The sequence below is a fragment of the Paraburkholderia heleia NBRC 101817 genome (genome assembly GCF_000739775.1).
Taxonomy (GTDB): domain Bacteria; phylum Pseudomonadota; class Gammaproteobacteria; order Burkholderiales; family Burkholderiaceae; genus Paraburkholderia; species Paraburkholderia heleia.
The window spans coordinates 24,401-51,058 of the sequence record NZ_BBJH01000004.1 but is presented as its reverse complement, the minus strand read 5'-3'; the positions used below and the strand labels follow the sequence as shown (position 1 = coordinate 51,058).

Annotated in this window: 22 protein-coding genes; 15 read left to right on the top strand and 7 right to left on the bottom strand. The window is 66.7% G+C overall.

The features are described 5' to 3' along the window. Nucleotides 1-25: 25 nt before the first annotated feature. From BHE01S_RS04065 to BHE01S_RS04055, 3 genes are all read right to left on the bottom strand, one after another. The gene (locus BHE01S_RS04065) at nt 26-883 is read right to left on the bottom strand and encodes a carbohydrate ABC transporter permease (RefSeq protein ID WP_174479484.1); all 858 of its coding nucleotides are present in this window, start codon (nt 881-883) and stop codon (nt 26-28) included. Then, nucleotides 873-1,814, bottom strand: coding sequence for a carbohydrate ABC transporter permease (locus BHE01S_RS04060; protein WP_042260874.1), 942 nt, complete (start codon nt 1,812-1,814; stop codon nt 873-875). The genes BHE01S_RS04065 and BHE01S_RS04060 overlap by 11 nt, the downstream gene beginning before the upstream one ends. Nucleotides 1,815-1,943: 129 nt before the next feature. After that, nucleotides 1,944-3,191, bottom strand: a complete 1,248-nt coding sequence (locus BHE01S_RS04055) for an ABC transporter substrate-binding protein (RefSeq protein ID WP_042260872.1) — start codon at nt 3,189-3,191, stop codon at nt 1,944-1,946. Between the two features lie 576 nt (nt 3,192-3,767). Between BHE01S_RS04055 and zwf the strand changes: the two genes are divergently transcribed. The 3 genes from zwf to BHE01S_RS04040 all read left to right on the top strand — a co-directional run bounded on the left by zwf (nt 3,768) and on the right by BHE01S_RS04040 (nt 7,929). Then, nucleotides 3,768-5,237 carry a glucose-6-phosphate dehydrogenase gene (gene zwf / locus BHE01S_RS04050; protein WP_042260870.1) on the top strand — a complete coding sequence of 490 codons (1,470 nt, stop codon included), beginning with the start codon at nt 3,768-3,770 and terminating at the stop codon, nt 5,235-5,237. A 93-nt stretch (nt 5,238-5,330) separates the two neighbouring features. Further along, nucleotides 5,331-6,032, top strand: coding sequence for a 6-phosphogluconolactonase (gene pgl, locus BHE01S_RS04045; RefSeq protein ID WP_042260868.1), 702 nt, complete (start codon nt 5,331-5,333; stop codon nt 6,030-6,032). Beyond that, nucleotides 6,013-7,929, top strand: coding sequence for a bifunctional transcriptional regulator/glucokinase (locus BHE01S_RS04040; protein WP_042260866.1), 1,917 nt, complete (start codon nt 6,013-6,015; stop codon nt 7,927-7,929). The genes pgl and BHE01S_RS04040 overlap by 20 nt, the downstream gene beginning before the upstream one ends. Before the next feature lie 72 nt (nt 7,930-8,001). On the opposite strand, the gene BHE01S_RS04035 is transcribed toward BHE01S_RS04040, so the two are convergent. Continuing rightward, entirely contained in the window at nt 8,002-9,234 is a 1,233-nt protein-coding gene (locus tag BHE01S_RS04035) for a Bcr/CflA family multidrug efflux MFS transporter (RefSeq protein ID WP_042260864.1), read from the bottom strand. Between the two features lie 223 nt (nt 9,235-9,457). On the opposite strand from BHE01S_RS04035, the gene BHE01S_RS04030 reads away from it, so the two are divergent. The 9 genes from BHE01S_RS04030 (at nt 9,458) to BHE01S_RS03990 (ending at nt 19,401) form a co-directional block, all read left to right on the top strand. Then, complete coding sequence (locus tag BHE01S_RS04030; protein WP_245639637.1) at nt 9,458-10,090, top strand: hypothetical protein; 633 nt, start codon at nt 9,458-9,460, stop codon at nt 10,088-10,090. Nucleotides 10,091-10,267: 177 nt separating this feature from the next. Next, entirely contained in the window at nt 10,268-11,593 is a 1,326-nt protein-coding gene (gene hemL, locus BHE01S_RS04025; protein ID WP_042260861.1) for a glutamate-1-semialdehyde 2,1-aminomutase, read from the top strand. Between the two features lie 79 nt (nt 11,594-11,672). Continuing rightward, nucleotides 11,673-12,791 (top strand): bifunctional diaminohydroxyphosphoribosylaminopyrimidine deaminase/5-amino-6-(5-phosphoribosylamino)uracil reductase RibD, encoded by a 1,119-nt coding sequence (gene ribD, locus BHE01S_RS04020; RefSeq protein WP_042260859.1) that lies wholly within the window; start codon nt 11,673-11,675, stop codon nt 12,789-12,791. A 34-nt stretch (nt 12,792-12,825) separates the two neighbouring features. Next, a complete protein-coding gene (locus BHE01S_RS04015; protein ID WP_042260857.1) occupies nt 12,826-13,464 on the top strand; it encodes a riboflavin synthase in 639 nt (212 codons plus the stop codon). 415 nt (nt 13,465-13,879) lie between these two features. Beyond that, entirely contained in the window at nt 13,880-15,706 is a 1,827-nt protein-coding gene (locus tag BHE01S_RS04010; RefSeq protein ID WP_042261264.1) for an ABC transporter ATP-binding protein, read from the top strand. 246 nt (nt 15,707-15,952) lie between these two features. Further along, nucleotides 15,953-17,119, top strand: coding sequence for a bifunctional 3,4-dihydroxy-2-butanone-4-phosphate synthase/GTP cyclohydrolase II (gene ribBA / locus BHE01S_RS04005; RefSeq protein ID WP_042260855.1), 1,167 nt, complete (start codon nt 15,953-15,955; stop codon nt 17,117-17,119). Nucleotides 17,120-17,176: 57 nt separating this feature from the next. Continuing rightward, nucleotides 17,177-17,692 carry a 6,7-dimethyl-8-ribityllumazine synthase gene (ribH, locus tag BHE01S_RS04000; protein WP_042260854.1) on the top strand — a complete coding sequence of 172 codons (516 nt, stop codon included), beginning with the start codon at nt 17,177-17,179 and terminating at the stop codon, nt 17,690-17,692. Beyond that, nucleotides 17,689-18,123 (top strand): transcription antitermination factor NusB, encoded by a 435-nt coding sequence (nusB, locus tag BHE01S_RS03995; RefSeq protein ID WP_042260852.1) that lies wholly within the window; start codon nt 17,689-17,691, stop codon nt 18,121-18,123. Before ribH ends, nusB begins: the two co-directional genes overlap by 4 nt. 84 nt (nt 18,124-18,207) lie before the next feature. Next, nucleotides 18,208-19,401 carry a pyridoxal phosphate-dependent aminotransferase gene (locus BHE01S_RS03990; RefSeq protein WP_042260850.1) on the top strand — a complete coding sequence of 398 codons (1,194 nt, stop codon included), beginning with the start codon at nt 18,208-18,210 and terminating at the stop codon, nt 19,399-19,401. Between the two features lie 84 nt (nt 19,402-19,485). Here the strand turns inward: BHE01S_RS03990 and BHE01S_RS03985 are convergent, their stop codons facing one another. Further along, nucleotides 19,486-20,709 carry a transglycosylase SLT domain-containing protein gene (locus tag BHE01S_RS03985; protein WP_042260848.1) on the bottom strand — a complete coding sequence of 408 codons (1,224 nt, stop codon included), beginning with the start codon at nt 20,707-20,709 and terminating at the stop codon, nt 19,486-19,488. A 656-nt stretch (nt 20,710-21,365) separates the two neighbouring features. On the opposite strand from BHE01S_RS03985, the gene BHE01S_RS03980 reads away from it, so the two are divergent. The 3 genes from BHE01S_RS03980 to BHE01S_RS03970 all read left to right on the top strand — a co-directional run bounded on the left by BHE01S_RS03980 (nt 21,366) and on the right by BHE01S_RS03970 (nt 25,343). After that, nucleotides 21,366-22,943, top strand: coding sequence for a UbiD family decarboxylase (locus BHE01S_RS03980; RefSeq protein ID WP_042260845.1), 1,578 nt, complete (start codon nt 21,366-21,368; stop codon nt 22,941-22,943). Between the two features lie 167 nt (nt 22,944-23,110). Next, nucleotides 23,111-24,583: an NAD-dependent succinate-semialdehyde dehydrogenase gene (locus BHE01S_RS03975; protein ID WP_042260843.1), complete on the top strand. Its 1,473-nt coding sequence runs from the start codon at nt 23,111-23,113 to the stop codon at nt 24,581-24,583. A gap of 85 nt (nt 24,584-24,668) precedes the next feature. Then, the gene (locus BHE01S_RS03970; protein ID WP_042260841.1) at nt 24,669-25,343 is read left to right on the top strand and encodes a LysE family translocator; all 675 of its coding nucleotides are present in this window, start codon (nt 24,669-24,671) and stop codon (nt 25,341-25,343) included. A gap of 168 nt (nt 25,344-25,511) precedes the next feature. Here the strand turns inward: BHE01S_RS03970 and BHE01S_RS03965 are convergent, their stop codons facing one another. Together BHE01S_RS03965 and BHE01S_RS38335 are read right to left on the bottom strand one after the other, a co-directional pair. After that, entirely contained in the window at nt 25,512-25,808 is a 297-nt protein-coding gene (locus BHE01S_RS03965; protein WP_042260840.1) for a hypothetical protein, read from the bottom strand. 428 nt (nt 25,809-26,236) lie between these two features. Continuing rightward, entirely contained in the window at nt 26,237-26,398 is a 162-nt protein-coding gene (locus tag BHE01S_RS38335) for a hypothetical protein (protein WP_165822777.1), read from the bottom strand. Between the last annotated feature and the right edge of the window lie 260 nt (nt 26,399-26,658).

The following is a 26,658-nucleotide window of genomic DNA, read 5'->3' as shown; positions in this document are numbered from 1 at the left end:
TGAATCCTTTTAATCGAATGCGGGTTTAACCCTTCACCGCGCCCGCCGTGAGGCCGCGCACGAAGTAGCGGCCGGCGATCACGTAGACGAGCAGCGTGGGCAGCGCGGCGATGATCGCGCCGGCCATGTCGACGTTGTATTCCTTCACGCCCGTGGACGTGTTCACGAGATTGTTCAGCGCCACCGTGATCGGCATCGAATCGACGCCCGAAAACACGATACCGAACAGGAAGTCATTCCAGATCTGCGTGAATTGCCAGATCAGGCACACCATGAAGATGGGCAGCGAGATCGGCAGCATGATGCGCGTGAAGATCATGAAGAAACCGGCGCCGTCGATGCGCGCGGCCTTGACGAGTTCAGCGGGCACGCTCACGTAGAAGTTGCGGAAGAACATCGTGGTGAACGCAATGCCGTACACGACGTGCACCAGCACCAGGCCGCCAATCGTGTTCGACAGGCCGAGGAAGCCTTCGAGACGCGCCATCGGCAGCAGGATGGCCTGGAACGGGATGAAGCAGCCCACCAGCAGCATCGTGAAGAGCGCGTCCGCGCCGCGAAAGCGCCAGTGCGTGAGCACGTAACCGTTGAACGCGCCGATGATCGACGAGATCAGCACGGCCGGAATCACCATCTTCACCGAGTTCATGAAGAACGGCTGCATGCCGTCACAGCGCACGCCGGTACATGCCTGGCTCCACGCCTTGATCCACGGCGCGAAGGTCGGGCTCGTCGGCAGCGAGAGCATGGTGCCCGTGTGAATCTGGTCGAGCGACTTGAACGAAGTCGACAGCATCACGTAGAGCGGGAACAGGAAGTACAACGCGAACAGGATCAGCGCCGCATAGATGACCACGCGGCTCACGTTCATCTTAGGCTGCATTGCGCGTGCTCCTCGATTCCAGATACATGAGCGGCACGAGCACGGCCACGACAGTGGCGAGCATCATCATCGACGAAGCTGCGCCGACGCCGAGCTGCCCGCGGTTGAACGAAAACGTGTACATGAAGATGGCCGGCAGCGACGACGACGTACCCGGGCCGCCCGCGGTGAGCGCGACGACGAGGTCGAACGTCTTGATCGTGATGTGGCACAGGATCAGCAGCACGGAGAAGAACACCGGACGCATGCTCGGAATCACGATCTTGCGGTAGATCGTGGGCAGCGTCGCCCCGTCCACCTGGGCCGCCTTGAAGATCTCGCTATCGACACCGCGCAGGCCGGCCAGGAACAGCGCCATGCAAAAGCCCGTGGACTGCCACACGGCGGCGACCACGATACAGAAAATGGCCTTGTCCGGGTCGTTGAGCCAGTCGATCTGGAAGCTCGTCCAGCCGATGCTGTGCATCACCTGCTGAATGCCGAGGTCCGGATTGAAGATCCACTGCCATGCCGTGCCCGTCACGATGTACGAGAGCGCCATCGGATAGAGGAACACCGCGCGCAATGCGCCTTCCTGACGAATCTGCTGGTCGAGCAGGATCGCGAGGAACAGCCCGAGCCCCACGCAGATCGCGATGAACGGGATGCCGAACCATCCGAGGTTCTGCGCCGACGTCCACCAGACGTCGTTGGAGAACAGCTCGCGATAGCGGTCGAGACCCGCGAACTCATAGCGCGGCATCAGCCGCGAGTTCGAGAGCGACAGATAGCCGGTAATGAGAATGAAGCCGTAGACGAATACGAGGCTGATCAGAATGCTGGGCGAAAGCACCAGCTTCGGGATCCAGCGGTCTGCGAGCGCCGCCATGGGCGACGCGCGGCGGGTAGCAGGCGTGGCCGCCTTGCCGTTGCCGCTAAGAGAAGCAGTCACTGCGCAACTCCTGGTACGGTGCGAAAACAGCTTTCGCACGATGATGGGGTTCAGAGGGCGAACCGTCATGCCCGGGGCGCGCCACGTATGGCGCCCCCCGTCTTACAGCACTAACCTGCTACGCTACGCTCACTTCGTCTTCGCAGCCTTCGCGAGCGCTTCCACCGCGCTCTTCGAATCCTGGTTCGAGTTCATGAACTTCGTCACGACGTCGGTGATCGCACCGGCCGTTGCGTCCGGCTGAGCCATACCATGAGCGAGCGACGGCACATAGCCGCCGGCCTTGATCGCGGTCTGCTCATCCGCGTACGACTTCTTCGCGCACGCGTCGAACTTGCTCATGTCCACGCCGAGACGAACCGGAATCGAACCCTTGTACAGGCTGAACTGCTCCTGGAAGGCCGGGCTCATGATCGTCTTCGCGAGCGCGAGCTGGCCCGGCGTGGCCGCCTTCTGGCCCTTCTGCTGGAAGAACACGAACGAGTCGACGTTGAAAGTGTAGGCCTTCGCCGTGCCGGGCACGGCTGCGCAAACATAGTCGGTATCCGGCTGCTTGTTCGCGTTCGCGAACTCGCCCTTGGCCCAGTCGCCCATGAACTGCATGCCGGCCTTGCCGTTGATGACCATGGCCGTGGCGAGGTTCCAGTCGCGGCCCGTGCGGCCGTTATCCATGTACGACTCGATCTTGCGGACCGTGTCGAACACGCCGACCATCTGCTGCGACGTGAGGGTCTTCTGGTCGAGATCGACGAGCGCCTTCTTGTAGAAGTCCGCGCCCTGCGAGAGGACCACGTCTTCCCACAGCGTCAGGTCCTGCCACGGCTGGCCGCCGGCGGCGACCGGCTGGATGCCCGCGGCCTTCATCTTGTCGGCCAGCGCGAAGAATTCCGGCCACGTGGTCGGCACCTTGCCGCCCACCTTGTCGAGCGCTGCCTTGTTGATCCACACCCAGTTCACACGGTGCACCGAGAACGGCGCGGCAACGTAGTGGCCGTCGGCGTGCATGATCTTGTCGATCTGCGGGGGCAGATTGGCCTTCCAGTCGCCGGCGACAGAGTCGACGTTCACCAGCACGCCCTGATCAGCCCATTCCTGGATCAGCGGACCCTTGATCTGGGCGGCCGTCGGTGCGTTGCCCGAGATCACCTGGGTCTTCAGTGCAGTCATGGCCGCCGCACCCGCGCCACCGGCGACCGCGAAGTCCTTCCACACATAGCCCTGCTTCGTCATGTCGTCCTTGAGCACGCCAACGGCCTTCGACTCGCCGCCCGAAGTCCACCAGTGCAGCACTTCGAGGGACTCGGCCGCTTGCGCGGTGGCGACGCCGCCCAACAGACCTGCTGCGCACAGGGCGCCCATGATCGCGCGGAATTTCATTGCTTATCTCCTCCAGACACCTGAACAAAAAACGATTGGCCCCTGATCACCAGGGTGCGGTGGTTGGTCAAACAGGCAAAACAGGCAAAACACTGGACGGACGGGCGCCGGAGTGCCGCGCGCGCGTGCTTTTCATTAGATGCGCGCGGGCCGCGTGCCGGTTACCGGCCGCAGGACGCTCAAGAGATGAGTGGTTCGGAATGCAACTTGACTGTCTCCTCTTTTGATTTTCACCGGCCACCCGGCCGGCCGAGGCGCCGCTTGCGTCACGCAGCCTTGAAGCCTCCGCATGCCGGGGAACCGGGCGCGCGGCTCACTGGCAAGCCGGGCTGAGTCCCGCGTTGTTCTCCGTTAACATGAGGGGGCATTCCGTCCACTCGCGAAACCGCGCAAACCGCCTTGCTGGCTGCGCTCCACGCTTTTTTCATCGAATGAACGTTACCTCTTGATTTGGATTGTAGTTAAACTACAATTCAGTGTCAAAAAAAATTTTATCGGACTACGGCCGCCCGATCGCCCACATAGACAGGCACCCGTTGTACCCTGCTGCGGCCCCCAGGATTCTGACTGAGACTCATGCAAACCCAGATCGATTCAGGTTTCACGTTCGTGCTCTTCGGCGCCACCGGCGACCTCTCGATGCGCAAGATCCTCCCCGCCCTGTATGAAGCGCACCGTTCAGGCATGCTCGCGGAGTCCGGCAAGATCGTGGGTGTCGCGCGCCATGAAGAGGATCGCGCCGCGTACATCCAGTGGGTCGACGAGCACGTCAAGCCGCACGTGAAGAAGAACGGCGGCTTCGACGACAACGCCTGGGCCGGCTTCCTCGAGCGCATCGTCTACGTGAAGCTCGACCTCTCGCGCGCCGAAGACTTCACGCATCTGCGCGACGGCATCGCGTCGCTGCCCGGCATCCGCGTGTTCTATCTGGCGACGGGCCCGTCGCTGTTCGTGCCGATCTGCCGCGCGCTTGCCGCCGTGGGTCTGAACGAGAACTCACGCATCGTGCTGGAAAAGCCGCTCGGCTACGACCTCAAGTCGTCCAACGCGATCAACGACGCGGTGGGCGAGATCTTCGCGGAAGGCCAGATCTACCGGATCGACCATTACCTCGGCAAGGAGCCGGTGCAGAACCTGCTCGCGCTGCGTTTCGGCAACGCGCTCTTCGAGCCGCTGTGGCGTCGCGAATGGGTCGAGAGCATCCAGATCACGATTGCCGAGGAACTGGGCGTCGAAGCGCGCGGCGACTTTTATGACAACACTGGCGCGCTGCGCGACATGGTGCAAAATCACCTGTTGCAGCTGCTTTCGATCGTCGCCATGGAGCCGCCGCATTCGATGGATTCGGATTCGGTGCGTGACGAAAAGCTTCGCGTGCTGCGCGCGCTCAAGCCGATCAATCCGCTCGACATCAGCAAGGTCGCCGTGCGCGGGCAGTACCATGCGGGCGTGATCCGCGGCCAGGCGGTGCCGGGCTATGCGACCGAGCATGGCGTGAACCCCGAGAGCCACACGGAAACTTTCGTCGCGCTCAAGGTGGAGATCGAGAACTGGCGCTGGGCGGGCGTGCCCTTCTTCCTGCGCACCGGCAAGCGCCTTGCCGACCGCGTGGCCGAGATCGTCGTGAACTTCCGCCCGGTGCCGCATTCGGCGCTCGGCGCGCCGGCGCTGCGCCCGGGCGCGAACCGCCTCGTGATCCGCCTGCAGCCGAACGAGAACATCCGCCTCTACTGCCTCGCGAAGCAGCCCGGCGAAGGCATGAATCTCGCGAGCGTGCATCTGGACCTCGCGTTCGACCAGTTCTTCCGCGAAGGCCAGATGGAGGCCTACCAGCGCCTGCTGCTCGACGTGATCAACGGGCGCCTCGCCCTCTTCGTGCGCCGCGACGAACAGGAAGCGGCATGGACGTGGGTCGAGCCGATCCTCAACGAGTGGGCGGCAACGCCCCGCGCGCCCAAGCCGTACGCGGCCGGCACATGGGGCCCGGCGGCTTCGAGCGCGATGCTCGCGCAGCACGGCACCTGCTGGCTCGAAGAAGAGAATTGATGGGATTGCAAGGCGGTACGCACAGTGAGCGCGACGCCGGACCGGACAGATGAACTACCCCGTAGACCTACAAAAAAGCAGCATGGAGGAGAAGTGATCGAGCTTCACGTATTCGACGACCCGCGCGTCCAATCCGACGCGCTGGCGCGAGCCGTGGGCGACGCGCTACATGCGTCGCTCGCCGCTCAGCAGGCGGCGCCCGGTACTGCCGCGCGCCGTGCCACGCTTGCCGTCTCCGGCGGCACGAGCCCGCGCCCGTTCCTCGAGGCCCTCTCGACGCACCGTTTCGACTGGGCGCACATCGACGTCACGCTCGTCGACGACCGCTGGGTGCCGGACACCGACTCCGCGAGCAACGCGCGTCTCGCGCGCGAGACGCTGCTTACGCACGAAGCGGCCGGCGCACGCTTCCTGCCGCTCGTCGACGTGGCGCAGGACCTCGACGCGCACGTCGCCGCGCTCAACGCCGACCCGGCCCGCAAGCTGCCGAACGTCGCCGTGCTCGGCATGGGCGAGGACGGCCACACGGCCTCGATTTTCGCCGACGCCCCCGAATGGCACGAAGCCATCACCACGGCGCGCCCGTTCGTGGCCGTGCATCCGCAGGCAGCGCCCCACGCGCGCGTGTCGTGGTCGATGCAGGCGCTGCGCCAGGTCGACCGGCTGTTCCTGCTGATCGCGGGACAGCGCAAGCTCGAAGTGCTGCAACAGGCCGCCGCGGCCGAACAAAACAACGCCATCTCGAAGCTGGCGAACGACAAGGGAGTGAGACTCGATGTCTACTGGTGCGCCTAATAAAAACGCCCCTGGCGCAGGCCAGCACGCCGACGGTCCGAGGCTGCTCGCCGACATCGGCGGAACCAACGCGCGCTTCGCGCTGGAAACGGGTCCGGGCGAAATCGGCCAGGTGCGCGTGTATCCGTGCGCGCAGTATCCAGGCGTCGCGGAAGTGATCCAGCAGTACCTGAAGGACAACAAGATCGGCCGCGTGAATCATGCGGCCATCGCGATTGCGAATCCGGTCGACGGCGACCAGGTGCGCATGACCAATCACGACTGGACCTTCTCGATCGAAGCGACGCGCCGCTCGCTCGGCTTCGACACGCTGCTGGTCGTCAACGACTTCACCGCGCTCGCCATGGCGCTGCCCGGCCTGACCGACTCGCAGCGCGTGCAGGTAGGCGGCGGCCAGCGCCGCCAGAACAGCGTGATCGGCCTGCTCGGGCCAGGCACGGGTCTCGGCGTCTCGGGCCTGATTCCCGCCGACGACCGCTGGATCGCGCTCGGCAGCGAAGGCGGCCACGCGAGCTTCTCGCCGCAGGACGAGCGCGAAGACATCGTGCTGCAGTTCGCGCGCAAGAAATGGCCGCATGTGTCGTTCGAACGCGTGTGCGCGGGGCCCGGCCTCGAACTGATCTATCGCGCGCTCGCCGCTCGCGACAAAAAGAAGCTGCCCGCCGACCTCGGCACGGCCGAAGTCGTGAACCGCGCCCACGAGGGCGAGCCGCTCGCGGTGGAGACCGTCGAATGCTTCTGCGGCATTCTCGGCAGCTTCGCGGGCAACATCGCGATGACGCTCGGCTCGCTCGGCGGCATCTACATCGGCGGCGGCGTGGTGCCGCGCCTGGGCGAGCTCTTCACGCGCTCGTCGTTCCGCCAGCGCTTCGAGGCGAAGGGCCGTTTCGACACGTATCTCTCGAACGTCCCCACTTACGTGATCACGGCGGAGTATCCCGCGTTCCTCGGCGTTTCGGCCATTCTCGCGGAGCAGTTGTCGAATCGCGCGGGCGGCGGCTCGTCGGCCGTGTTCGAGCGCATTCGCCAGATGCGCGATGCGCTCACGCCCGCCGAGCGCCGCGTGGCCGACCTCGCGCTCAACCATCCGCGCTCGATCATCAACGATCCGATCGTCGATATCGCGCGCAAGGCCGACGTGAGCCAGCCCACGGTCATCCGCTTCTGCCGCTCGCTCGGCTGCCAGGGCCTTTCTGACTTCAAGCTCAAGCTCGCCACGGGCCTCACGGGCACGATTCCGGTGAGCCACAGCCAGGTGCATCTGGGCGACACCGCCACCGACTTCGGCGCGAAGGTGCTCGACAACACCGTGTCGGCCATCCTGCAGCTGCGCGAGCACCTGAACTTCGAGCAGGTCGAGAGTGCGATCACGCTGCTCAACGGCGCGCGCCGCATCGAGTTCTACGGCCTCGGCAATTCGCACATCGTCGCGCAGGACGCGCACTACAAGTTCTTCCGCTTCGGCATCCCGACCATCGCCTATGGCGACCTGTACATGCAGGCCGCTTCCGCCGCGCTGCTCGGCAAGGGCGACGTGATCGTCGCCGTCTCGAAGTCGGGCCGCGCGCCGGAACTGCTGCGTGTACTCGACGTCGCCATGCAGGCGGGCGCGAAGGTGATCGCGATCACGTCGAGCAACACGCCGCTCGCGCGACGCGCGACCGTTGCGCTCGAAACCGATCACATCGAGATGCGCGAATCGCAGCTTTCGATGATCTCGCGCATCCTGCATCTGCTGATGATCGACATCCTCGCGGTAGGCGTCGCGATTCGCCGCGCTTCGCCCGATGCGGACCTCGGCAACGCCGTCGAAAAGGCGCGCGAGCATGCCGACGACGACGCATCGGCCGTGCTCGACTGGTTGAGCCACGGCGCGTCGCCTACGGCGCGCGACTAGATCCCGCTTACCCGGGCAACGAAAGAAATGGGACGCCTCGGCGTCCCATTTCCATTGCACGCCACGTCACGCTCACGGCGTGGCCGTTTGCACCGCCTCAGGTGCCGGTGTGCCGTGCCACTTCACGACGAGCGCGCGTCCCACCCACGTGAGCAGGCCGCACACACCGATCGTCACGCCCATGCCGAACGGCGAGACACCCGGGAACCAGCCGACCACGGCGCTGGCGAGCGCGCCGAGGCCAAGCTGCGTCGCGCCGAACACCGCCGCCGCCGCGCCCGCGTTCTTCGGATAGCGGTACATGAGATCGGTTGCGCAGTTCGCGCCGAGCAGCCCCACCACGCTCACCACGAAGAAGAGGCCGAACACGATCGACCACAGCCCGCCCCAGCCGGTCACGCACATGAGCGCGACAAAGAGCGACGCGGCGACGCTCACGCCCGACGCGATCGACACCATGCGCAGGGTGCCGAGACGCCCGATGAAGCGCGTGTTCAGAAAGTTGCCGAGCATGATGCCGAACACGTTTGCGCCGAAGAAGAACCCATAGTGCTGCGGCGAGACATGGAAGTACTCGATATAGACGAACGGCGTCGCCGAGATGTAGGTGAACATCGCGGCGAACGCCATGCCGCCGCAGAGCATGTGCCCCCAGACGAGCGGATCGCGCAGCAGACGTCCATAAGCCGCGAACGAGCGCAGCACGGCTGCGCTTTCGCGTTTTTCCGGCGGCCAGGTTTCGGGCACGCGCAGGTAGGCAGCCACGGCGCACGCGAGGCCGAACAGCGTGAGCACGACGAACACCACGCGCCAGCCGCCGATCAGCAGCAGCTGTCCGCCGATGAGCGGCGCGAGCAACGGCCCGATCGCCGTGACGATCGCGACCATCGAAAGGACTTTGGCGGCGTCGGAAGGCTCGTGCGCGTCGCGCGCGATGGCGCGCGAGAGCACCGAGGCCGCGCCCGCGCCGAGCGCCTGCAGAAAGCGCACGATCACGAGCTCGCCCACCGAGAACGAGAGCCAGCAGGCAATGCTGGCGAGCGTAAAGAGCGCGATGCCGCCGAGCAGCACGGGGCGGCGGCCATACGCGTCGGAAACCGGGCCGTACAGCAGCATGCCGATCGAGAAGCCGGCCATGAAGCTCGTGAGCGTCGAGGCCGCGGCGGCGGCGCTCACGCCGAACGACTGCGCGATGGCGGGCAGGCTCGGCAGATACATGTCGGTGGCGAGCGGACCGCAGGCGGCGAGTGCGCCCAGCAACAGGATCAGCCGGCCATCGGGCCGGCGGCGCGGGGAATGGGACATGGTGTGTAGGGCGGCGGAACGCGCGCGGCTCGCGCGGTCTCGATGTCATGGGCCGATTCATCCGTCGCTGCGGGAGCGGACGAAAGCGGACAAAACGGCAACGCGGTGCCGCCGAATTGTACCTGACGCCCCTCGCCCGCCATGCGCCGCCTCCCATGCGGCGGCGGCATCGCGGCTTTGCGCTAAGCTGCCCGCTTTCGCTCAACTTGCCCGCGTCGCCGATATGACCGCCTTCCTGCTCATCTGGAGCCCCAAGAAGTGGCCCTGGCCCGAACTGCCCGACTTCGCGCGCCGCGTGCGCGCCGGGGAAGCCGTCGCCGACACCTGGGGATGCGGCTTCGCGCGCGGCATCCTGCCGGGCGACCGGGTGTTCCTGCACCGCGTCGCCAGCGAGCCGCGCGGGCTCTTCGGGTCCGGCTACGTCACGCGCGCGCCTTACGAGGTGCCGGACGCCGCGTACAAGCGCGGCTACCGGCTGTGCATCGACTTCGTCTACGACTGGCTCGTCGATGCGGGCGAAGAAGTGGTCATCGCGCGCGACGATCTGCGGCCCCACCCGTTTTCGATCCAGACGTGGGACGCGCAGAGTTCAGGCACGGTCATCAAGCCGGTTGCCGAAGGCGCGCTGGAAAAGCGCTGGGCGGAGCTGACGGGGCGGCGGCCGATGCCGGCGCCGGCTCTCGCGGCCATGCAGGCGTGGCACGACGCGCGCATGGCATCGGCGGTGCAAGACGGCCCCGCACCGGGTGCAACCCGGCCCGCGCGCAAACGAGCCGCCGTGAAAGTCGATCCGCGCGAGACGGTGCCGCCCCTCGCGCTGCCGCCAACACGCAAACGCAAGCAACCAGCGCGCTGAATCCGGCCGCCCGGGAACGCCCACGCCAACCCGGGGCGCCGGCCCGATCCGCGCGACTCCGGTACAATTTCGGCAGCACAGCCCCATCGCCCGCGCCCTCGCGGCGCCGCCTGGGCCCGTACGCCGGCCCCTTTCGTCCGCGCCGAGCGCCACACCACTTTCGCAGGTCCAGCACTCATGTCCAGCACCCAGCCCAGCACGCAGAACCGCAACGAAGCCCTCTTCGAACGCGCCCAGCGCACCATCCCGGGCGGCGTGAATTCGCCCGTGCGCGCGTTCCGCTCGGTCGGCGGCACGCCGCGCTTCATCGAGCGCGCGCAGGGGCCGTACTTCTGGGACGCCGAGGGCAAGCGCTATATCGACTACATCGGCTCGTGGGGCCCGATGATCGTCGGCCACGTGCATCCGGAAGTGCTCGAAGCCGTGCAGCGCGTGCTCGCGAACGGCTTCTCGTTCGGCGCACCCACCGAGGCCGAGATCGAGATCGCCGAGGAAATCTGCAGGATCGTGCCGTCGATGGAGCAGGTGCGCATGGTGTCGAGCGGCACCGAGGCCACGATGAGCGCGCTGCGCCTCGCGCGCGGCTTCACGAAGCGCGACCGCATCGTGAAGTTCGAAGGCTGCTACCACGGCCACGCCGACAGCCTGCTCGTGAAGGCGGGCTCCGGCCTGCTCACGTTCGGCAACCCGACGTCGGCCGGCGTGCCGGTGGACATCGCGAAGCACACCACAGTGCTCGAATACAACAACGTCGCTGCGCTCGAAGAAGCGTTCAAGGCGTTCGGCGACGAGATCGCCGCCGTGATCGTCGAGCCGGTCGCGGGCAACATGAACCTCGTGAAGGCCACGCCCGAATTCATCGGCGCGCTGCGCAGCCTCACGGCGAAGCACGGCAGCGTGCTGATCTTCGACGAAGTGATGTGCGGCTTCCGCGTCGGCCTGCGCGGCGCGCAGGCGCTCTACGGCGTCGAGGCGGACATGGTGTGCCTCGGCAAGGTGATCGGCGGCGGCATGCCGGCGGCGGCGTTCGGCGGCCGCCGCGAGATCATGGATCACCTCGCGCCGAACGGCTCGGTGTACCAGGCAGGTACGCTCTCGGGCAACCCGATCGCCGTCGCCGCGGGCTTGAAGACGCTGCAGCTCATTCAGGCGCCCGGCTTCTACGAGCAGCTCACGGCGAAGACCGAACGTCTCGCGAAGGGGCTAACGGCTGCGGCGCGCGAAACGAAGGTGCCGTTCGTGGCGGATTCGGTGGGCGGCATGTTCGGCCTCTATTTCGCGGACAAGGTGCCGGGCAGCTTCGCCGAGGTCACGAAGAGCGATATCGCGCACTTCAACCGCTTCTTCCACCGCATGCTGGACGCGGGCGTCTACTTCGCGCCTTCGGCCTACGAGGCGGGTTTCGTGTCGAGCGCCCACGACGACGCGATCCTCGACGAGACGATCGCCGCGGCGCGCAGCGCGTTCGCTGCGCACGCCGCGGCTGAAAACGTGACGCAATAAGGCATCGCGCCATCGACCGCCGGCGCGGCGCGCGCCTCGCCGGCCCCCATCCGACCGCCGCCCGAGAGAAAGCCCGACGATGTTTTCGCAATCCGATTTCGTCCACATGGAGCGTGCGCTCGCGCTCGCGCAGCGCGGCCTGTACACGACCGACCCGAACCCGCGCGTGGGCTGCGTGCTGGTGAAGGACGGCGTGGTGATCGGCGAGGGCTACACGCAGCCGGCCGGCCAGGATCACGCCGAAATCCAGGCGATGAAGGACGCCCGCGCGCGCGGCCACGACCTGCGCGGCGCGACGGCCTATGTGACGCTCGAGCCGTGCAGCCACTTCGGCCGCACGCCGCCCTGCGCGAATGCGTTGATCGAAGCGAAGGTCGGGCGCGTGATCGCGGCGATGGAAGACCCGAACCCGCTCGTGTCGGGGCGCGGCCTGTCGATCCTGCGCGACGCGGGGATCGACGTGCGTTGCGGCCTCCTGGCCAACGAGGCGCGCGAGCTGAACATCGGCTTCGTTTCGCGCATGACGCGCAAGCGCCCGTGGGTGCGCATGAAGGTGGCGGCATCGCTCGACGGCCGCACGGGTCTGCCCTCGGGCGAAAGCCAATGGATCACGGGCGAAGCCGCACGCGCCGACGGCCACGCCTGGCGCGCACGGGCCTCGGCCATCCTGACGGGTATCGGCACGGTGAAGGGAGACGATCCGCGCATGACTGTGCGCGCCGTCGACACGCCGCGCCAGCCGAAGCGCGTGCTGATCGACAGCCGGCTCGACGCCTCGCCGCTCGCGCAGATCTTCGTCGGCGCGCCGACGCTCGTGTTCTGCGCGGCGCTCGACGCGAGCAACGAAGAACGCGCCGAAGCGCTGCGCGTGCGCGGCGCCGAAATCGTTGCGCTCGGCAACGAGCAAGGCAAGGTCGATCTGCCTGCCATGCTCGCGGAACTCGCCGCGCGCGGCGTCAACGAACTGCACGTGGAAGCCGGCTACAAGCTCAACGGGTCGCTCCTGCGCGAAGGCTGCGTGGACGAACTGCTCGTGTACGTGGCGCCGTCGCTGCTCGGCACGAACTCGCTCGGCATGATCGACATCGCGGCCCCCGCGACGCTCGAGGAGCGCACGCGCCTCGCATTTCATTCCGTCGATCGTCTCGGCAACGACCTGCGCATCCTCGCGCGCGTCGTCACCACGCAAGACGCCTGACCTGACTGATGCACTGAACACAAGGAACAGCACGATGTTTACCGGAATCGTCGCGGCAGTGGGCCGCATCGAATCGATCAAACCGCTCGGCACGGGCGTCGACGCAGGCGTGCGCCTCGCCGTCAACGCAGGCAGCCTGGGCCTCGACGACGTGCAGCTCGGCGACAGCATCGCCATCCAGGGCGCGTGCATGACCGTCATCGAGAAGTCGGCAACGGGATTCGACGTCGATGTGTCGCGCGAAAGCCTGAACCGCACCGTGGGCCTCGCGGCGACGGGCGAAGTGAATCTCGAAAAGGCACTGCGCGCGAACGACCGCCTGGGCGGCCACATCGTCTCGGGTCACGTGGACGGCCTCGGCACCGTCACGCGCTTCGCCCCCGTGGGCGAGTCGCACGAGCTGCGCATTCTCGCGCCGACGGACATCGGCCGCTATCTCGCCTACAAGGGCTCGATCACCGTGAACGGCGTGAGCCTCACGGTCAACTCGGTCGACGATCGCGCGGACGGCTGTGAATTCTCGATCAACCTGATTCCGCACACCGTCGAAGTCACCACGCTCAAGCATCTTCAGGCTGGCACGAAGGTGAATCTGGAGATCGATCTGATTGCGCGGTATGTGGAGCGGATGCTCTCCGCCGAGAAAGCAGCGAATTCGGCCGCGCAGGATTAAAAGCCGCCGAGCCGGCGCAATACTTGCCCCGCACCCTGCCCCGCACGCGCGCAAGCACGCGCGCCGGGGCGCTGCTAGAATCTAGCCTTTCCTGCGCGCTCGCCGCACGGCGTGCCGCGCTCCCATCACCCGAATCGAACCAGGAGGCACAGTTGGCAACGATTGACACGAGCGCCGCCAAGCCGATGGTCCGGGTGATGTTGCACGTTGCGTCGCGTCACGCAACCGTCCCGCTTCCAGCGCAGCCATAGCGCGTCCCGCGCGGCACGTTTTCAGACGCCGCGCCGTATTCAGCGAATTCGAGGTCAGGCCGTCCGGCTACGCACGCCAGGGCGTGCGTAGCCCGTTTTCCGTCTTAACGCTTCATGCTTGCTTCAGGAGAGTCTTCGGGCGCCACGTCCGGAGCATGCTGTCCATGACAGAGCTAAACAAGAAACCCGAATCGGGCGGACAAACGTTCCGCAAGGTCCTCGGCTTCACCTTCCGGCACTGGGCGCGCCAGCCCGTGCGCGTCACGGCCGTTGCGCTCGCCTCGCTGCTCGGCGCGCTCGCCGACGTGCTCACGCCGCACTATGCAGGCCAGCTCGTCGACGCCCTCACGCACGGCGGCGCGGCCAGCAGCGCCGCCTGGCATGCGGCGGTCGTCGCGTTCTGGGCGCTCACGGCGCTCGGGCTCGGCGGCACGATCATGCGGCAGGCCGCGTACCGCAACATCATCACGCTGACGCTGCGCATGATGAGCGAGATCGCCACGCAGGCCTTTCACCGCGTGCAGCGCTTCTCGACGGACTGGCACGCGAACAGCTTCGCCGGCTCCACGGTGCGCAAGATCACGCGCGGCATGTGGGCGCTCGACCTGCTCAACGACACGCTGCTCGTCGCCCTCTTCCCGTCGCTCGTCATGCTGGTCGGCTCGACTATCCTGCTCGCCGTGCAGTGGCATGTGATGGGCCTCGTGGTCGGCCTCGGCTCGGCGGTCTATCTGGCGATCACGATCTCGCTGTCGCTCTTTTACGTCGCGCCCTCGGCCCGGCTCGCGAACCAGTGGGATACGAAGATGGGCGGCGCGCTCGCCGATGCCATCTCATGCAACGCCGTCGTCAAGGCGTTCGGCGCGGAAACGCGCGAAGAAGCGCGGCTCGCGCGCGTCGTCACGAAGTGGAGCAGCCGCACGCGGCGCACGTGGCAGCGCGGCACGCTCAACGGCGGTGTGCAGGGCGCGCTGCTCGTGGGCATGCAGGCGGCGATTCTCGGGGCGGCGCTGCTGCTTTGGGCACGCGGTCTCGCAAGTGTCGGCGACATCACGTTCGCGCTCACGCTGTTCTTTCTGCTCAAGGGCTACCTGCGCGACGTGGGCATGCACGTGCGCAACCTGCAGCGCTCGGTCAACGACATGGAAGAGCTCGTCGCGCTCGACGCGGCGCCGCTCGGCATCGAGGACCAGCGCGACGCGCCGCCCATCGTGATCGATCAGGGCGATATCCGCTTCGAGAACATGACGTTCCGCTATGACGCGGACACGAGGCCGCTCTACGAGAACCTCACGCTGCGTATCGCGCCGGGCGAGCGCGTGGGCCTCGTCGGCCATTCGGGTTCCGGCAAGACCACGCTGATCAAGCTGATCCAGCGCCTGTACGATGTTTCCGGCGGGCGCATCACGATCGATGGCCAGGACATCGCGCGCGTGCAGCAGGCGTCGCTGCGCTCGCAGATCGCCATCGTGCAGCAGGAGCCGGTGCTGTTCCACCGCTCGCTTGCCGAGAACATCGCTTATGCCCGGCCCGGCGCCACGCACGCCGAGATCGAGCGCGCGGCGAAACTCGCGAGCGCCCACGACTTCATCACGGCGCTGCCGCACGGCTACGACACGCTCGTGGGCGAACGCGGCGTGAAGCTCTCGGGCGGCGAGCGCCAGCGTGTGGCGATCGCGCGCGCGTTTCTCGCGAATGCACCGGTCCTGATTTTCGACGAAGCGACCTCGAGCCTCGACAGCGAAAGCGAAGTGCTGATCCAGCAGGCCATGGAGCGGCTCATGGAGGGCCGCACGACCGTGGTCGTCGCGCACCGGCTCTCGACCGTGCGCTCGCTCGACCGGCTGCTGGTGCTCGAGCGCGGACGCGTGGCGGAAGAAGGCACGCACGACGCGCTCGTGCGCCGGGAGAACGGCCTGTACCGGCGCCTGTTCGAGCGTCAGGCGCTGGAACTGACGAAGGGACTCGCAGACGACGTGGTCCTGCGCTGAAGCGGCACGCCGCGCGCGCTCGCGCCCGCCCGCCGCAAGCCGGTTCAGGCGGGAGTCGCGCGCATGCGGCATGACGCCCGCGACCACTCCGGCCAGCATCGGCAGCCGGGCGCCGCCGCCCCGGCACGCCGCAACACCGGGCCATCGGCCAAAAGGCGCTGCGTCCTCCCGCGTTCTGGGCGACGCGCCCGCCCGCGTGGCGTAAAATGTGGCCTTTCCAGCCAGAATCGCAGCCAGAATCCCAACATGACGCTCGCCTCCACCCCTGAGATCATCGCCGAGCTCAAAGCCGGCAAGATGGTCATCCTCGTCGACGAAGAAGACCGGGAAAACGAGGGCGACCTCGTCATCGCTGCGGAGTTCGTCACGCCTGAAGCCATCAACTTCATGGCGAAGTACGGCCGCGGGCTGATCTGCCTCACGCTCACCCAGGAGCGCTGCAAGCTGCTCAACCTGCCGCTCATGACCTACCGCAACGGCACGCAGTACGGCACGGCGTTCACGGTCAGCATCGAGGCCGCCGAAGGCGTCACGACCGGCATTTCCGCCGCCGACCGCGCCCGCACGATCCAGGCGGCTGTCGCGCACGACGCGCGCGCCGAGCACATCGTGCAGCCCGGCCACGTGTTCCCGATCATGGCGCAGCCAGGCGGCGTGCTCGTGCGTGCCGGCCACACCGAAGCGGGCTGCGACTTCACGGCGCTTGCCGGCCTCACGCCGGCCTCGGTGATCTGCGAAGTCATCAAGGACGACGGCACGATGGCGCGCCTGCCCGACCTCATGGAGTTCGCGCGGGAGCACGGCCTGAAGGTCGGCACCATCGCGGACCTGATCCACTACCGCAGCCGCACCGAATCGATCGTCGAGCGCGTGGCCGAACGCACCATGCAAACCGCCCACGGCCCGTTCCGCGCGGTCATGTACGTCGATCACCCCACGCGCACGCCGCACATCGCCCTCGTGCGCGGCACGCCGAAGCCCGACGTCGATACGCCCGTGCGCGTGCACGAGCCGCTCTCGGTGCTGGATCTGCTCGAAACGGGTTCGTCCACGCACTCGTGGACGCTCGACGCCGCCATGCGCGAGATCGCCTCGCGCGACGTGGGCGTGATCGTCATGCTCAACTGCGGCGAACCCAAGGAACATCTGATCGACGTCTTCAAGGCGTTCGACCAGAAAGAACGCGCGGAAGCGCTCTCGCGCCGGCCGGTGGACTTCAAGACCTACGGCATCGGCGCGCAGATCCTGCGCGAACTCGGCGTGGGCCGCATGCAGGTGCTCTCGAAGCCGCGCCGCCTCGGCAGCATGTCGGGCTACGGTCTCGAAGTCACCGGCTTCGTGCCGATGCCCGGCGGCAACGCGCAAGCGCCCTGCCCGCCGGATGCCGCCGACCCTGTCTCGTCGCGCGCCTGAAGTCGCATTGCGCTCTTTTCACGCGTCACCACGCTCAACCGAACTTACGGACATCACATGGAAATCGGACAATACCAACCGAACCTCGACGGCGACGGACTGCGCATCGGCATCGTCCAGTCGCGCTTTAACGAACCCGTCTGCAACGGCCTCGCCGACGCCTGCATCGAAGAACTCGAACGCCTCGGCGTGACGGGCGAAGACGTGCTGCTCGTCACCGTGCCGGGCGCACTCGAAATCCCGCTGGCGCTGCAAAAGCTCGCCGAAAGCGGCCAGTTCGACGCCCTGATCGCGCTCGGCGCCGTCGTGCGCGGCGAGACGTACCACTTCGAACTCGTCTCGAACGAAAGCGGCGCGGGCATCTCGCGCGTTTCGCTCGACTTCAACGTGCCCATCGCGAACGCCGTGCTCACCACCGAGAACGACGAGCAGGCCGTGGCCCGCATGACCGAGAAGGGTCGTGACGCCGCGCGCGTCGCCGTGGAAATGGCGAACCTGACGGTGGCGTTGGAGCAGCTCGACGGCGGCGACGACGAAGAAGAAGACGAGGAAGACGAAGAGGAGCAGCAATGAAGAGCGCGCGCCGCCGCTCCCGCGAACTGGCCACGCAGGGGTTGTATCAGTGGCTGCTGTCGGGTGTGCCCGCCGGCGAGATCGACGCGCAGCTGCGCGGTTCGCAGGGCTACGACAAGGCCGATCACGAGCATCTGGATGCGATCCTGCACGGCGTCATCCGCGAGTCGGACGAACTGTCCGCCGCCATCACGCCGTGCCTAGACCGTCCGATCGAGCAGCTTTCGCCCGTCGAACGCGCGGTGCTGCTCGTCGCGACCTACGAGTTCAAGCATCACGTCGACATTCCGTACCGCGTCGTGATCAACGAGGCGGTCGAGCTCACGAAGACCTTCGGCGGCTCGGACGGCTACAAGTACGTGAACGGCGTGCTCGACAAGCTCGCGGCGCAACTGCGCGCCACCGAAGCGCAAAACGCCCGCAAGTCGTAAGAACGCGAGCCGCCGGGGCAAGCGGGTGCGTCTGAGCGCCCTGCCCCGCGCGCCGCGTGATCTGTCAGCACTGGAAAGACCCGCATGAACACCGTTGCCGAACCGCTGCTGCGGCTAGCCGCGCGCGTCGACGAGATCCAGCCTTTCTACGTCATGGAACTGGCGAAGGAAGCCGCGAAGCTCGAGCGCGCTGGACGCGACATCATCCACATGGGGATCGGCGAGCCGGACTTCACGGCACCCGAGCCCGTCGTCGAGGCCGCCGCCGCCGCGCTGCGCCGCGGCGTCACCCAATACACGAGCGCGCTCGGCATCCACGCGCTGCGCGAGGCGATCGCCGCGCACTATCAGCACGCGTACGGCCTCACGGTCGACCCCGCGCGCATCGTCGTGACGGCCGGCGCCTCGGCGGCGCTCCTGCTCGCCTGCACCGCGCTCGTCGACCGCGACGACGAAGTGCTGATGCCCGACCCCTGCTATCCGTGCAACCGCCACTTCGTGGCTGCCGCGGAAGGCAAGCCGGTGCTCGTGCCGAGCGGCCCGCAAGCGCGCTTCCAGCTCACCGCCGCCGATGTCGAGCGCCTGTGGTCGCCGCGCACGCGCGGCGTGCTGCTCGCCTCGCCGTCGAACCCCACCGGCACCTCGATCGAACCCGACGAACTCAAGCGCATCGTGCAAAGCGTGCGCGCGCGCGGCGGCTTCACGATCGTCGACGAAATCTATCAGGGCCTGTCGTACGACGCGCCGCCCGTCTCCGCGCTGTCGTTCGGCGACGACGTGGTGACCGTCAACAGCTTCTCGAAGTACTTCAACATGACCGGCTGGCGTTTGGGCTGGCTCGTGGTGCCGCCCTCGCTGGTCGGCGCATTCGAAAAGCTCGCGCAGAACCTGTTCATCTGCGCGTCGGCGCTCGCGCAGCATGCCGCGCTTGCCTGCTTCGAGCCGGACACGCTCGAGCTCTACGAAGGCCGGCGGCTCGAATTCAAGCGCCGCCGCGACTTCATCGCGCCGGCGCTCGAGTCGCTCGGCTTCACGGTGCCGGTGATGCCCGACGGCGCGTTCTACGTCTACGCCGACTGCTCGAACGTCGCGCACCCCGCCGCCGGCGACAGCGACGCGCTCACCCGCGCCATGCTGCACGACGCGGGCACGGTGATGGTGCCCGGCATGGACTTCGGCGTCGCCGCGCCGCGCCGGTACGTGCGGCTCTCGTATGCCACGGCGTACGAGCGTCTGGAGGAAGCGGTCGAGCGGCTGCACGGGTTCTTCGGGCGCTGATCCGCACGCAGTGCAGTGGGCGGGAAATGAAAAAAGGCACCCGAGGGTGCCTTCTTCGTTTTGTCCGGTCTTTCAGCTGGAGACTCAGGCACCCAATTCGGACGAGCCGTGCTTCTGCGCCGTCGTGCTGGTGCTGGCGTCGTCCTGAGCGGAACCGCTGTTCGCGGACGACGACTTCTCGACGATCGCGTGGGCGTTATCGAGCGTCACGTGCACGCGCTTCTCGCCGTTGATGCTCGCCACCTTCTGCGACGCAGCCGTGCTGGCCGTCGTGGTGACAGGCGCCTGCGGTGCGTTGATCGGCACGTTGCGGCCGCGTGCGACGTCGCGCAGACGCCCGCGCTCGGCCATCACCTTGGCGCCGTAGCCACCGTCGTCGGGCGAGGTCGAACCGACGTACAGACGCAGGCCGCCCGGCAGCGAACCGCCGCGCGCGATGCAATCCTTGAGCACCAGCGCACCGACCTTGATGTTCGCGAGCGGATCGAGCGCCGCGCGCTGACCGCCGAAGTACTGGAACTTGTCCGAGTGCACCTTCGACATGACCTGCATGAGGCCCTGCGCGCCCACGCCGCTTTCGGCGTACGGGTTGAAGCCCGATTCGATCGCCATCACGGCAAGCAGCAGCAGCGGATCGAGACCCACTTCCCGGCCGGTGTCGAACGCCGCTTTCACGAGTTCGCCGACTGGCTCCTGCGCCACGCGGTAGCGGCGCGCCAGATAGGTGGCGACGAGCGCCTGTTCGCGCGCCGACACGAGCACGCGGTCGTCGCGTGCGTCGGGCGTGATGCGCTGGGGCGGGATCATGCGCGCCAGCGAGCCGACGCTGGTGGGCAGTGCACGCGGATCGAGGCCGTTGAGCGTCACGGCGTCGAGCGTGGCGATGCCGCCGTTCGACACCGAGGCCGCGACCTTCGCGACCGTGCCGTTGGAACCTGCGGGCGAAATGCCCGTGGCGCCGGCAGGGCCGGTGGCACCCGCATCGGGTGCGAGAGCCGTGGGCAGCATCGCGCCGTCGGCGTTGTCGTCGTTGTTCGTTGCGCCGGGGGGCGCGAACGACGGCAGCGGGTTGCCTTGCAGCAGACGTGCCGGGCCGGCCTGTACCGCCGCCGAAACGAACGGCATCACGCGGGCGGCAAGCGTGCCACGCAGCGTGGGCATGAGCCAGACGGCAATCGCGAACAGAACGGCACAGCCGCCAACCATGCTGAACAGGTGATGGCTAAGACGCGTGCCACGACGCAGCAGCGCACGCAGGCCAAGCGCTACACGCTCGTCGGCGCGCCACCACGATAACCAGGTATTCATCTACAGATCTCCCCATGTTGCATGATCCGGCTCAGGGGTCGGCACGAGGCAGACAGCCAATCGCAGGATCAAGACACCGCGCGCCCTGGCTGGTGCGGCAGCGGTGTCGGGAAAACGGCAAGTTCGCCGTGGGTGGAACTCCTTTTGGGCAACCAGGCACGCAATGTGCGCGCGCCGGGAGTTCTCACGCGAAAAGCCAGCGCGAAGGGGCGCTGACGAGGACAACCAATCTAGACCGTATGCAAGCCGTGCAGGGGTTCGGCAAAACGGCGACGCGTTGCGTCTGAAGGACCGGGAAGGTGGTTAAAAATTTCAAACCCTGCAACCAGTGTGGACGGATTCTAGCAGCCTGTTATAGATCGTCAATACTATAGATTGTCAAATCTATAACTAATTGTAATGATGAACACCGTTCAATCCGCCGAAAACCGCGTGCCAAGCGCCTCTGCGGCTTGTTATGCGGATTGGCTGCCAGCGTGTGCCAGCCAACACAGGTAAAATCGACAATCGTTACGCCGTGTTTCGTCCGGCTTCGAGCGCCGGCCGCGGACTACAACTGGCCTGCAACCGTCGCGCAGTCGTTCAACCCGGCCCCGAACTGGCCGCGCGAGCCGGCCTGCGGGGCGGCTCACAGAGTTGCCAAAGACTGGCCCCCAATGAAATACAAAGACCTGCGCGACTTCGTTGGTCGCCTGGAGACGCTCGGCGAATTGCGCCGCGTCCCGCAAGCCGTCTCTCCGGTGCTGGAAATGACCGAGCTGTGCGACCGCGTCCTGCGCGCCGGCGGCCCGGCCCTACTCTTTGAGAACCGTTCGACGCACGCGTTCCCGGTGCTCGGCAATCTGTTCGGCACGCCCCGGCGCGTCGCGCTCGGCATGGGCATCGACGCGCCGGAAAGCGGTGGCGACGGCGCCGCGCTCGACTCGCTGCGCGACGTGGGGCGCCTGCTCTCGGCGCTCAAGGAGCCCGAGCCGCCCCGCGGCCTGAAGGACGCGGGCAAGCTCCTCACGCTCGCCAAGGCCGTCTGGGACATGGCGCCGAGGACCGTGAGCGCGCCGCCCTGCCAGGAGATCGTCTGGGAAGGCAACGACGTCGATCTCGCGAAGCTGCCGATCCAGACCTGCTGGCCCGGCGACGCCGGCCCGCTCGTCACCTGGGGCCTGACGGTCACGCGCGGCCCGAACAAGACGCGCCAGAATCTCGGCATCTACCGCCAGCAGCTGATTGGCCGCAACAAGCTCATCATGCGGTGGCTCGCGCATCGCGGCGGCGCGCTCGACTTCCGCGAGTTCGCGCTGAAGCACCCCGGCAAGCCGTACCCGGTGGCAGTCGTGCTCGGTGCCGACCCGGCGACGATCCTCGGCGCCGTCACGCCCGTGCCCGACACGCTCTCCGAATACCAGTTCGCGGGCCTGTTGCGCGGCGCCCGCACCGAGCTCGCGAAGTGCCTGACGCCCGGCGTCGACACGCTCCAGGTGCCCGCGCGCGCCGAGATCGTGCTCGAGGGCTTCATCTACCCCCAGGCGGGCGAGCCCGGCGCGGCGCCTGCCGGCGCGCCTCCCCGCCCCGCCAAAGGCGCAGGCGCCGCGTACGAACACGCGCTCGAAGGCCCCTACGGCGACCACACGGGCTACTACAACGAACAGGAGTGGTTCCCTGTCTTCACGGTCGAGCGCATCACCATGCGCCGCGATGCGATCTACCATTCGACATACACGGGCAAGCCGCCCGACGAACCGGCGGTACTCGGCGTGGCGCTCAACGAGGTGTTCGTGCCGCTGCTGCAGAAGCAGTTTCCCGAGATCACCGACTTCTATCTGCCGCCCGAGGGGTGCAGCTATCGCATGGCAATCGTGCAGATGAAGAAGAGCTACGCCGGGCACGCAAAACGCGTGATGTTCGGGGTATGGAGCTTCCTGCGCCAGTTCATGTATACAAAGTTCATCGTCGTGGTCGACGATGACGTGGACATCCGCGACTGGAAGGAGGTGATCTGGGCGATCACCACGCGTATCGATCCGGCGCGCGATACCGTGCTCGTCGAGAACACGCCGATCGACTATCTCGATTTCGCTTCGCCGGTGGCCGGCCTCGGCTCGAAAATGGGGCTCGACGCCACCAACAAGTGGCCCGGCGAGACGGACCGCGAATGGGGCCGCGCAATCGAAATGGACGCGGCCGTGAAGACGCGCGTCGACCGTCTCTACGAGGAACTCGGCTTCGGCCGCAGCTGACGCGCCGCGCCTCGCGGACCCGGGGCAACCCGGCGTTACCCGGCGTGAGGCCTCGGGCACCGCGCCGGCCGATTCATCCGCGACGCCTTTCGCGACGCCGCGCTTACCGCGTCACGCCTCGTGCATGGCATGAGCCGCGGCGCCAGTGAACCTGAGGAGACTCGAAGATGAGCTTGTCCGCATCGGAGCGCCTGACACAACTGAACGATCCCGCCCTCTTCAAGACCCGCGCGTACATCGACGGCGAATGGAGCGGCGGTGCGGCCACGTTCGCCGTGCTCGACCCCACCGACAACGCCGAGATCGCGAGCGTGCCCGACTTTGGCGCCGACGAGGCGCATCGCGCCATCGGCGCCGCGAACGCCGCGCTGCCGGCGTGGCGCGCAAAGACGGGCAAGGAGCGCGCAGCCATCCTGCGGCGCTGGTTCGACCTCGTGATCGAGCACGCCGACGACCTCGCCGCGATCATGACCGCCGAGCAAGGCAAGCCGCTTGCCGAGGCGCGCGGCGAAGTGATCTACGGCGCGTCCTTCCTGGAATGGTTTGCCGAAGAGGCCAAACGAGTGGACGGCGACGTGCTCGCAAGCCCCGCCGGCGACCGCAAGCTCGTCGTGCTCAAGCAGCCGATCGGCGTGTGCGCCTCGATCACCCCCTGGAATTTCCCGGTCGCGATGATCACGCGCAAAGTCGCGCCAGCCATCGCCGCGGGTTGCACGATCGTCGTGAAGCCCGCCGAGCAGACACCGCTTTGCGCGCTCGCGCTCGCCGAACTGGCGCAGCGAGCGGGCGTGCCCAAAGGCGTGTTCAACGTGCTCACCGCCGACTCCGCGAACTCCATCGAAATCGGCAAGGCGCTGTGCGAAAGCGACATCGTGCGCCATCTCTCGTTCACGGGATCGACGCCGGTGGGCCGCATCCTCATGCAGCAGTGCGCGCCGACAGTCAAGAAAATCGCCCTCGAACTCGGCGGGCATGCGCCCTTCATCGTGTTCGACGACGCCGACCTCGACGCCGCCGTGGAAGGCGCGATGATCTCGAAGTATCGCAACGCCGGCCAGACCTGCGTCTGCGCAAACCGCTTCTATGTGCACGACAAGGTGTACGACGCTTTCGTCGAGAAGCTCGCCGCCGCCTCGCGCAAGATCAAGGTGGGCAACGGCTTTGAGGATGGCGTGAGCCAGGGGCCGTTGATCGACGACGCGGCCGTCGCCAAGGTCGCGCAGCACATCAGCGATGCGACTGCCCAGGGCGCGAAGCTCGTGGCGGGCGGCAAGGTCAGCTCGGGGCGCTACGTCGAGCCCACCGTGCTCGCCGACGTCACGCGCGACATGCTGATCGCACGCGAGGAAACGTTCGGCCCGGTCGCGGCGGTATTGCGCTTCAGCCACGAAGCCGAAGTGATCGCCCTCGCCAACGACACCGAATTCGGCCTCGCCTCGTACTTCTACAGCCGCGATATCGGCCGCGTCTGGCGCGTGGCGGAAGCGCTCGAGTACGGCATGGTCGGGATCAACACCGGACTCATCTCGAACGAGGTGGCGCCGTTTGGCGGCGTGAAGCAGTCGGGTCTCGGGCGCGAAGGTTCGAAGTACGGCATCGACGAATATGTCGAACTGAAGTATCTGTGCATCGGCGTTTGAAGAAGCACGTTTGAGCCGCGCACGCCCGCTTCCTCAAAAGCGGGCGTGCGCGGTATGCAATCCATACCAACAAGAAATCGTTTTCATGTCGCACGTTTCCCTGCTTTCCGACGGCTTTTTTCTGTCGCTTTCGCTTTGCCTCGACATCGGTCTCGTCAACGTCGCCATCATCTCGCTCACGCTCACGCACGGCTTCCGCCCGGGCTTCTGGCTCGGGCTCGGCTCGTGTTTCGGCGACCTCATCTATGCCGCACTCGCGCTTGCGGGCATGGCCGCGCTGCTGCAGTTTTCGGCCGTGCGCTGGATTGTGTGGATCGGCGGCTCCGCCCTGCTGCTCATGCTCACGTGGAAGATGGCGCGCGAAGCGCTCAATCCGGCATCGGCGCCGCCCGTGGAAGGCGAAGCCGATAACGCCGCACCACTGCCCAACCCCTGGCGCAGTTTCGGGCGCGGCGTGCTGCTCGCGCTCTCGTCGCCGAGTGCGATTCTCTGGTTTGCGGCCGTGGGCGGCGCGCTCATCGCGAAGTCGGGGGCGACGAGCGCCGGCGCGGCCTCGCTTTTTCTGCTGGGCTTTTTTGCGGGCGGACTCGGCTGGACCCTGTTTATTTGCGCACTGGCCAGTCATGGCCGCAAACGCGCCGGCACCGGCCTGCTGCGCGCCTGCCACGTGCTTTCGGCATTGCTGTTCGCGTACTTTTCGTACAGCGTGATCGTGCACGGCTATCACGATCTGATCCTGCAAGGTGCGGGCGCGTCTTGATCCGTGCCGGGCGCGAAGTGCGCCTGCCTCCCGACCGGCTCGCGTCAAGCTAGCGCGCCGTACGGGCGGCGCAAGCGAACGTCAAAAACAAACAGCGCAACGCGGCGTGAGCCGGCGTTGCGCCGTTCGTGAAACCTGCCAAGAGGCGGCATTCACCGCCCGTCGTGCTCAATGACGATAGTAGCCGCGACCGTAGTAACCGCGGCCGTAGTAGCCATGGTGCCAGTACGGACGACCATAATAGCCGTAGCCGCCCACGACGACGGGCGGGGGCGCGTACACCACCGGCGGCGGCGCATAGACCACGGGCGGGGGCGGCGGTGCGTAGACCGGAGCAGCATAGACGGGATAAGCCGGGGCCACCGGAATGCCAATGCCGATACCCACCGAGACGTGCGCCTGGGCCGCGCTGACGAACCCCACACCCAGCGCGGCGGCAACGATGAACGATACGGTCTTTTTCACTTCTCTTCTCCTGGCGGCCGCCAGCGGCGACGCGCATATAACGGGCACTGCCCACGCATCCAATGTATCGAAAACAGCGGCCATCATAGGTAGCCATTTGTTTCGAATTGCAATCCTGTTTTGGAGGCATTTAATAGCGCGTCAAGCCGGGTGGGCGCGGGTGTCGCGAAAAATCGCCGCAGCCGCGCCTGATCGCGACGCCATTCGTTACAAAAACCGGGGCGCCGTCATTGTTACCGGCGCCGGGGCGTCACGAGGCAAGTCTCCCGGTAATGTTTGATTACAAATTGGTTGCCCCGAACGACGTTCGGATCGCCGCCGCTACGCGCAGCGAGGGGGTAAACGACGATGCCCGGTCAGGGGACCGGGCATCTCATCCGACCGGCCGGCGGCGCACAAGCCGCCGGCCACGTTGAACCGACTCCGCGCTATCCGACCTTCACGTAGGTGAACTCGCGCGTGACGTTCGGTGGCACATAGGCGCCGCTGATGCGCACGCGTGGCGTCAGGCGCTTCTTCTGATCCCACCAGCGGCGGCGTTGAAAGGGCGTGAGAAACCGCAGATGCTTTCGGTAAGCGAAGATGCTCATGGTGAACTCCCCGAATCGGACTACCGACAGGAACAAACCCAATTGCACGACTGCAACAACGAAACCGAAACGATGAAAAGTATTGTGCTCAGATTCCGCGACAAAATTAGCGGTGTTGCGAGATAGCCTCACGAGCGCCGTATATGCGCAACGCACTGTTCATTGCGGCTCCCCCATGCCGGGTTTGAGTTGCTGCGCATAAATGCGCCGCCAGTCCCCAGCAGAGATCGTGCCGCATCAGGCTACCGGCGCGACGTCGC

Bases quoted from the DNA above. Each gene is read 5' to 3' on its own strand.
- ribBA (WP_042260855.1), top strand. From the start codon at position 15,953: ATGACGCTCGCCTCCACCCCTGAGATCATCGCCGAGCTCAAAGCCGGC.
- BHE01S_RS04010 (WP_042261264.1), top strand. From the start codon at position 13,880: ATGACAGAGCTAAACAAGAAACCCGAATCGGGCGGACAAACGTTCCGC.
- zwf (WP_042260870.1), top strand. From the start codon at position 3,768: ATGCAAACCCAGATCGATTCAGGTTTCACGTTCGTGCTCTTCGGCGCC.
- BHE01S_RS04055 (WP_042260872.1), bottom strand. From the start codon at position 3,191: ATGAAATTCCGCGCGATCATGGGCGCCCTGTGCGCAGCAGGTCTGTTG.
- BHE01S_RS03980 (WP_042260845.1), top strand. From the start codon at position 21,366: ATGAAATACAAAGACCTGCGCGACTTCGTTGGTCGCCTGGAGACGCTC.
- nusB (WP_042260852.1), top strand. From the start codon at position 17,689: ATGAAGAGCGCGCGCCGCCGCTCCCGCGAACTGGCCACGCAGGGGTTG.
- BHE01S_RS03970 (WP_042260841.1), top strand. From the start codon at position 24,669: ATGTCGCACGTTTCCCTGCTTTCCGACGGCTTTTTTCTGTCGCTTTCG.
- BHE01S_RS04040 (WP_042260866.1), top strand. From the start codon at position 6,013: ATGTCTACTGGTGCGCCTAATAAAAACGCCCCTGGCGCAGGCCAGCAC.
- BHE01S_RS04015 (WP_042260857.1), top strand. From the start codon at position 12,826: ATGTTTACCGGAATCGTCGCGGCAGTGGGCCGCATCGAATCGATCAAA.
- ribH (WP_042260854.1), top strand. From the start codon at position 17,177: ATGGAAATCGGACAATACCAACCGAACCTCGACGGCGACGGACTGCGC.
- BHE01S_RS04030 (WP_245639637.1), top strand. From the start codon at position 9,458: ATGACCGCCTTCCTGCTCATCTGGAGCCCCAAGAAGTGGCCCTGGCCC.
- BHE01S_RS03990 (WP_042260850.1), top strand. From the start codon at position 18,208: ATGAACACCGTTGCCGAACCGCTGCTGCGGCTAGCCGCGCGCGTCGAC.
- ribD (WP_042260859.1), top strand. From the start codon at position 11,673: ATGTTTTCGCAATCCGATTTCGTCCACATGGAGCGTGCGCTCGCGCTC.
- BHE01S_RS04035 (WP_042260864.1), bottom strand. From the start codon at position 9,234: ATGTCCCATTCCCCGCGCCGCCGGCCCGATGGCCGGCTGATCCTGTTG.
- hemL (WP_042260861.1), top strand. From the start codon at position 10,268: ATGTCCAGCACCCAGCCCAGCACGCAGAACCGCAACGAAGCCCTCTTC.
- BHE01S_RS03985 (WP_042260848.1), bottom strand. From the start codon at position 20,709: ATGAATACCTGGTTATCGTGGTGGCGCGCCGACGAGCGTGTAGCGCTT.
- BHE01S_RS04065 (WP_174479484.1), bottom strand. From the start codon at position 883: ATGCAGCCTAAGATGAACGTGAGCCGCGTGGTCATCTATGCGGCGCTG.
- BHE01S_RS03975 (WP_042260843.1), top strand. From the start codon at position 23,111: ATGAGCTTGTCCGCATCGGAGCGCCTGACACAACTGAACGATCCCGCC.
- BHE01S_RS38335 (WP_165822777.1), bottom strand. From the start codon at position 26,398: ATGAGCATCTTCGCTTACCGAAAGCATCTGCGGTTTCTCACGCCCTTT.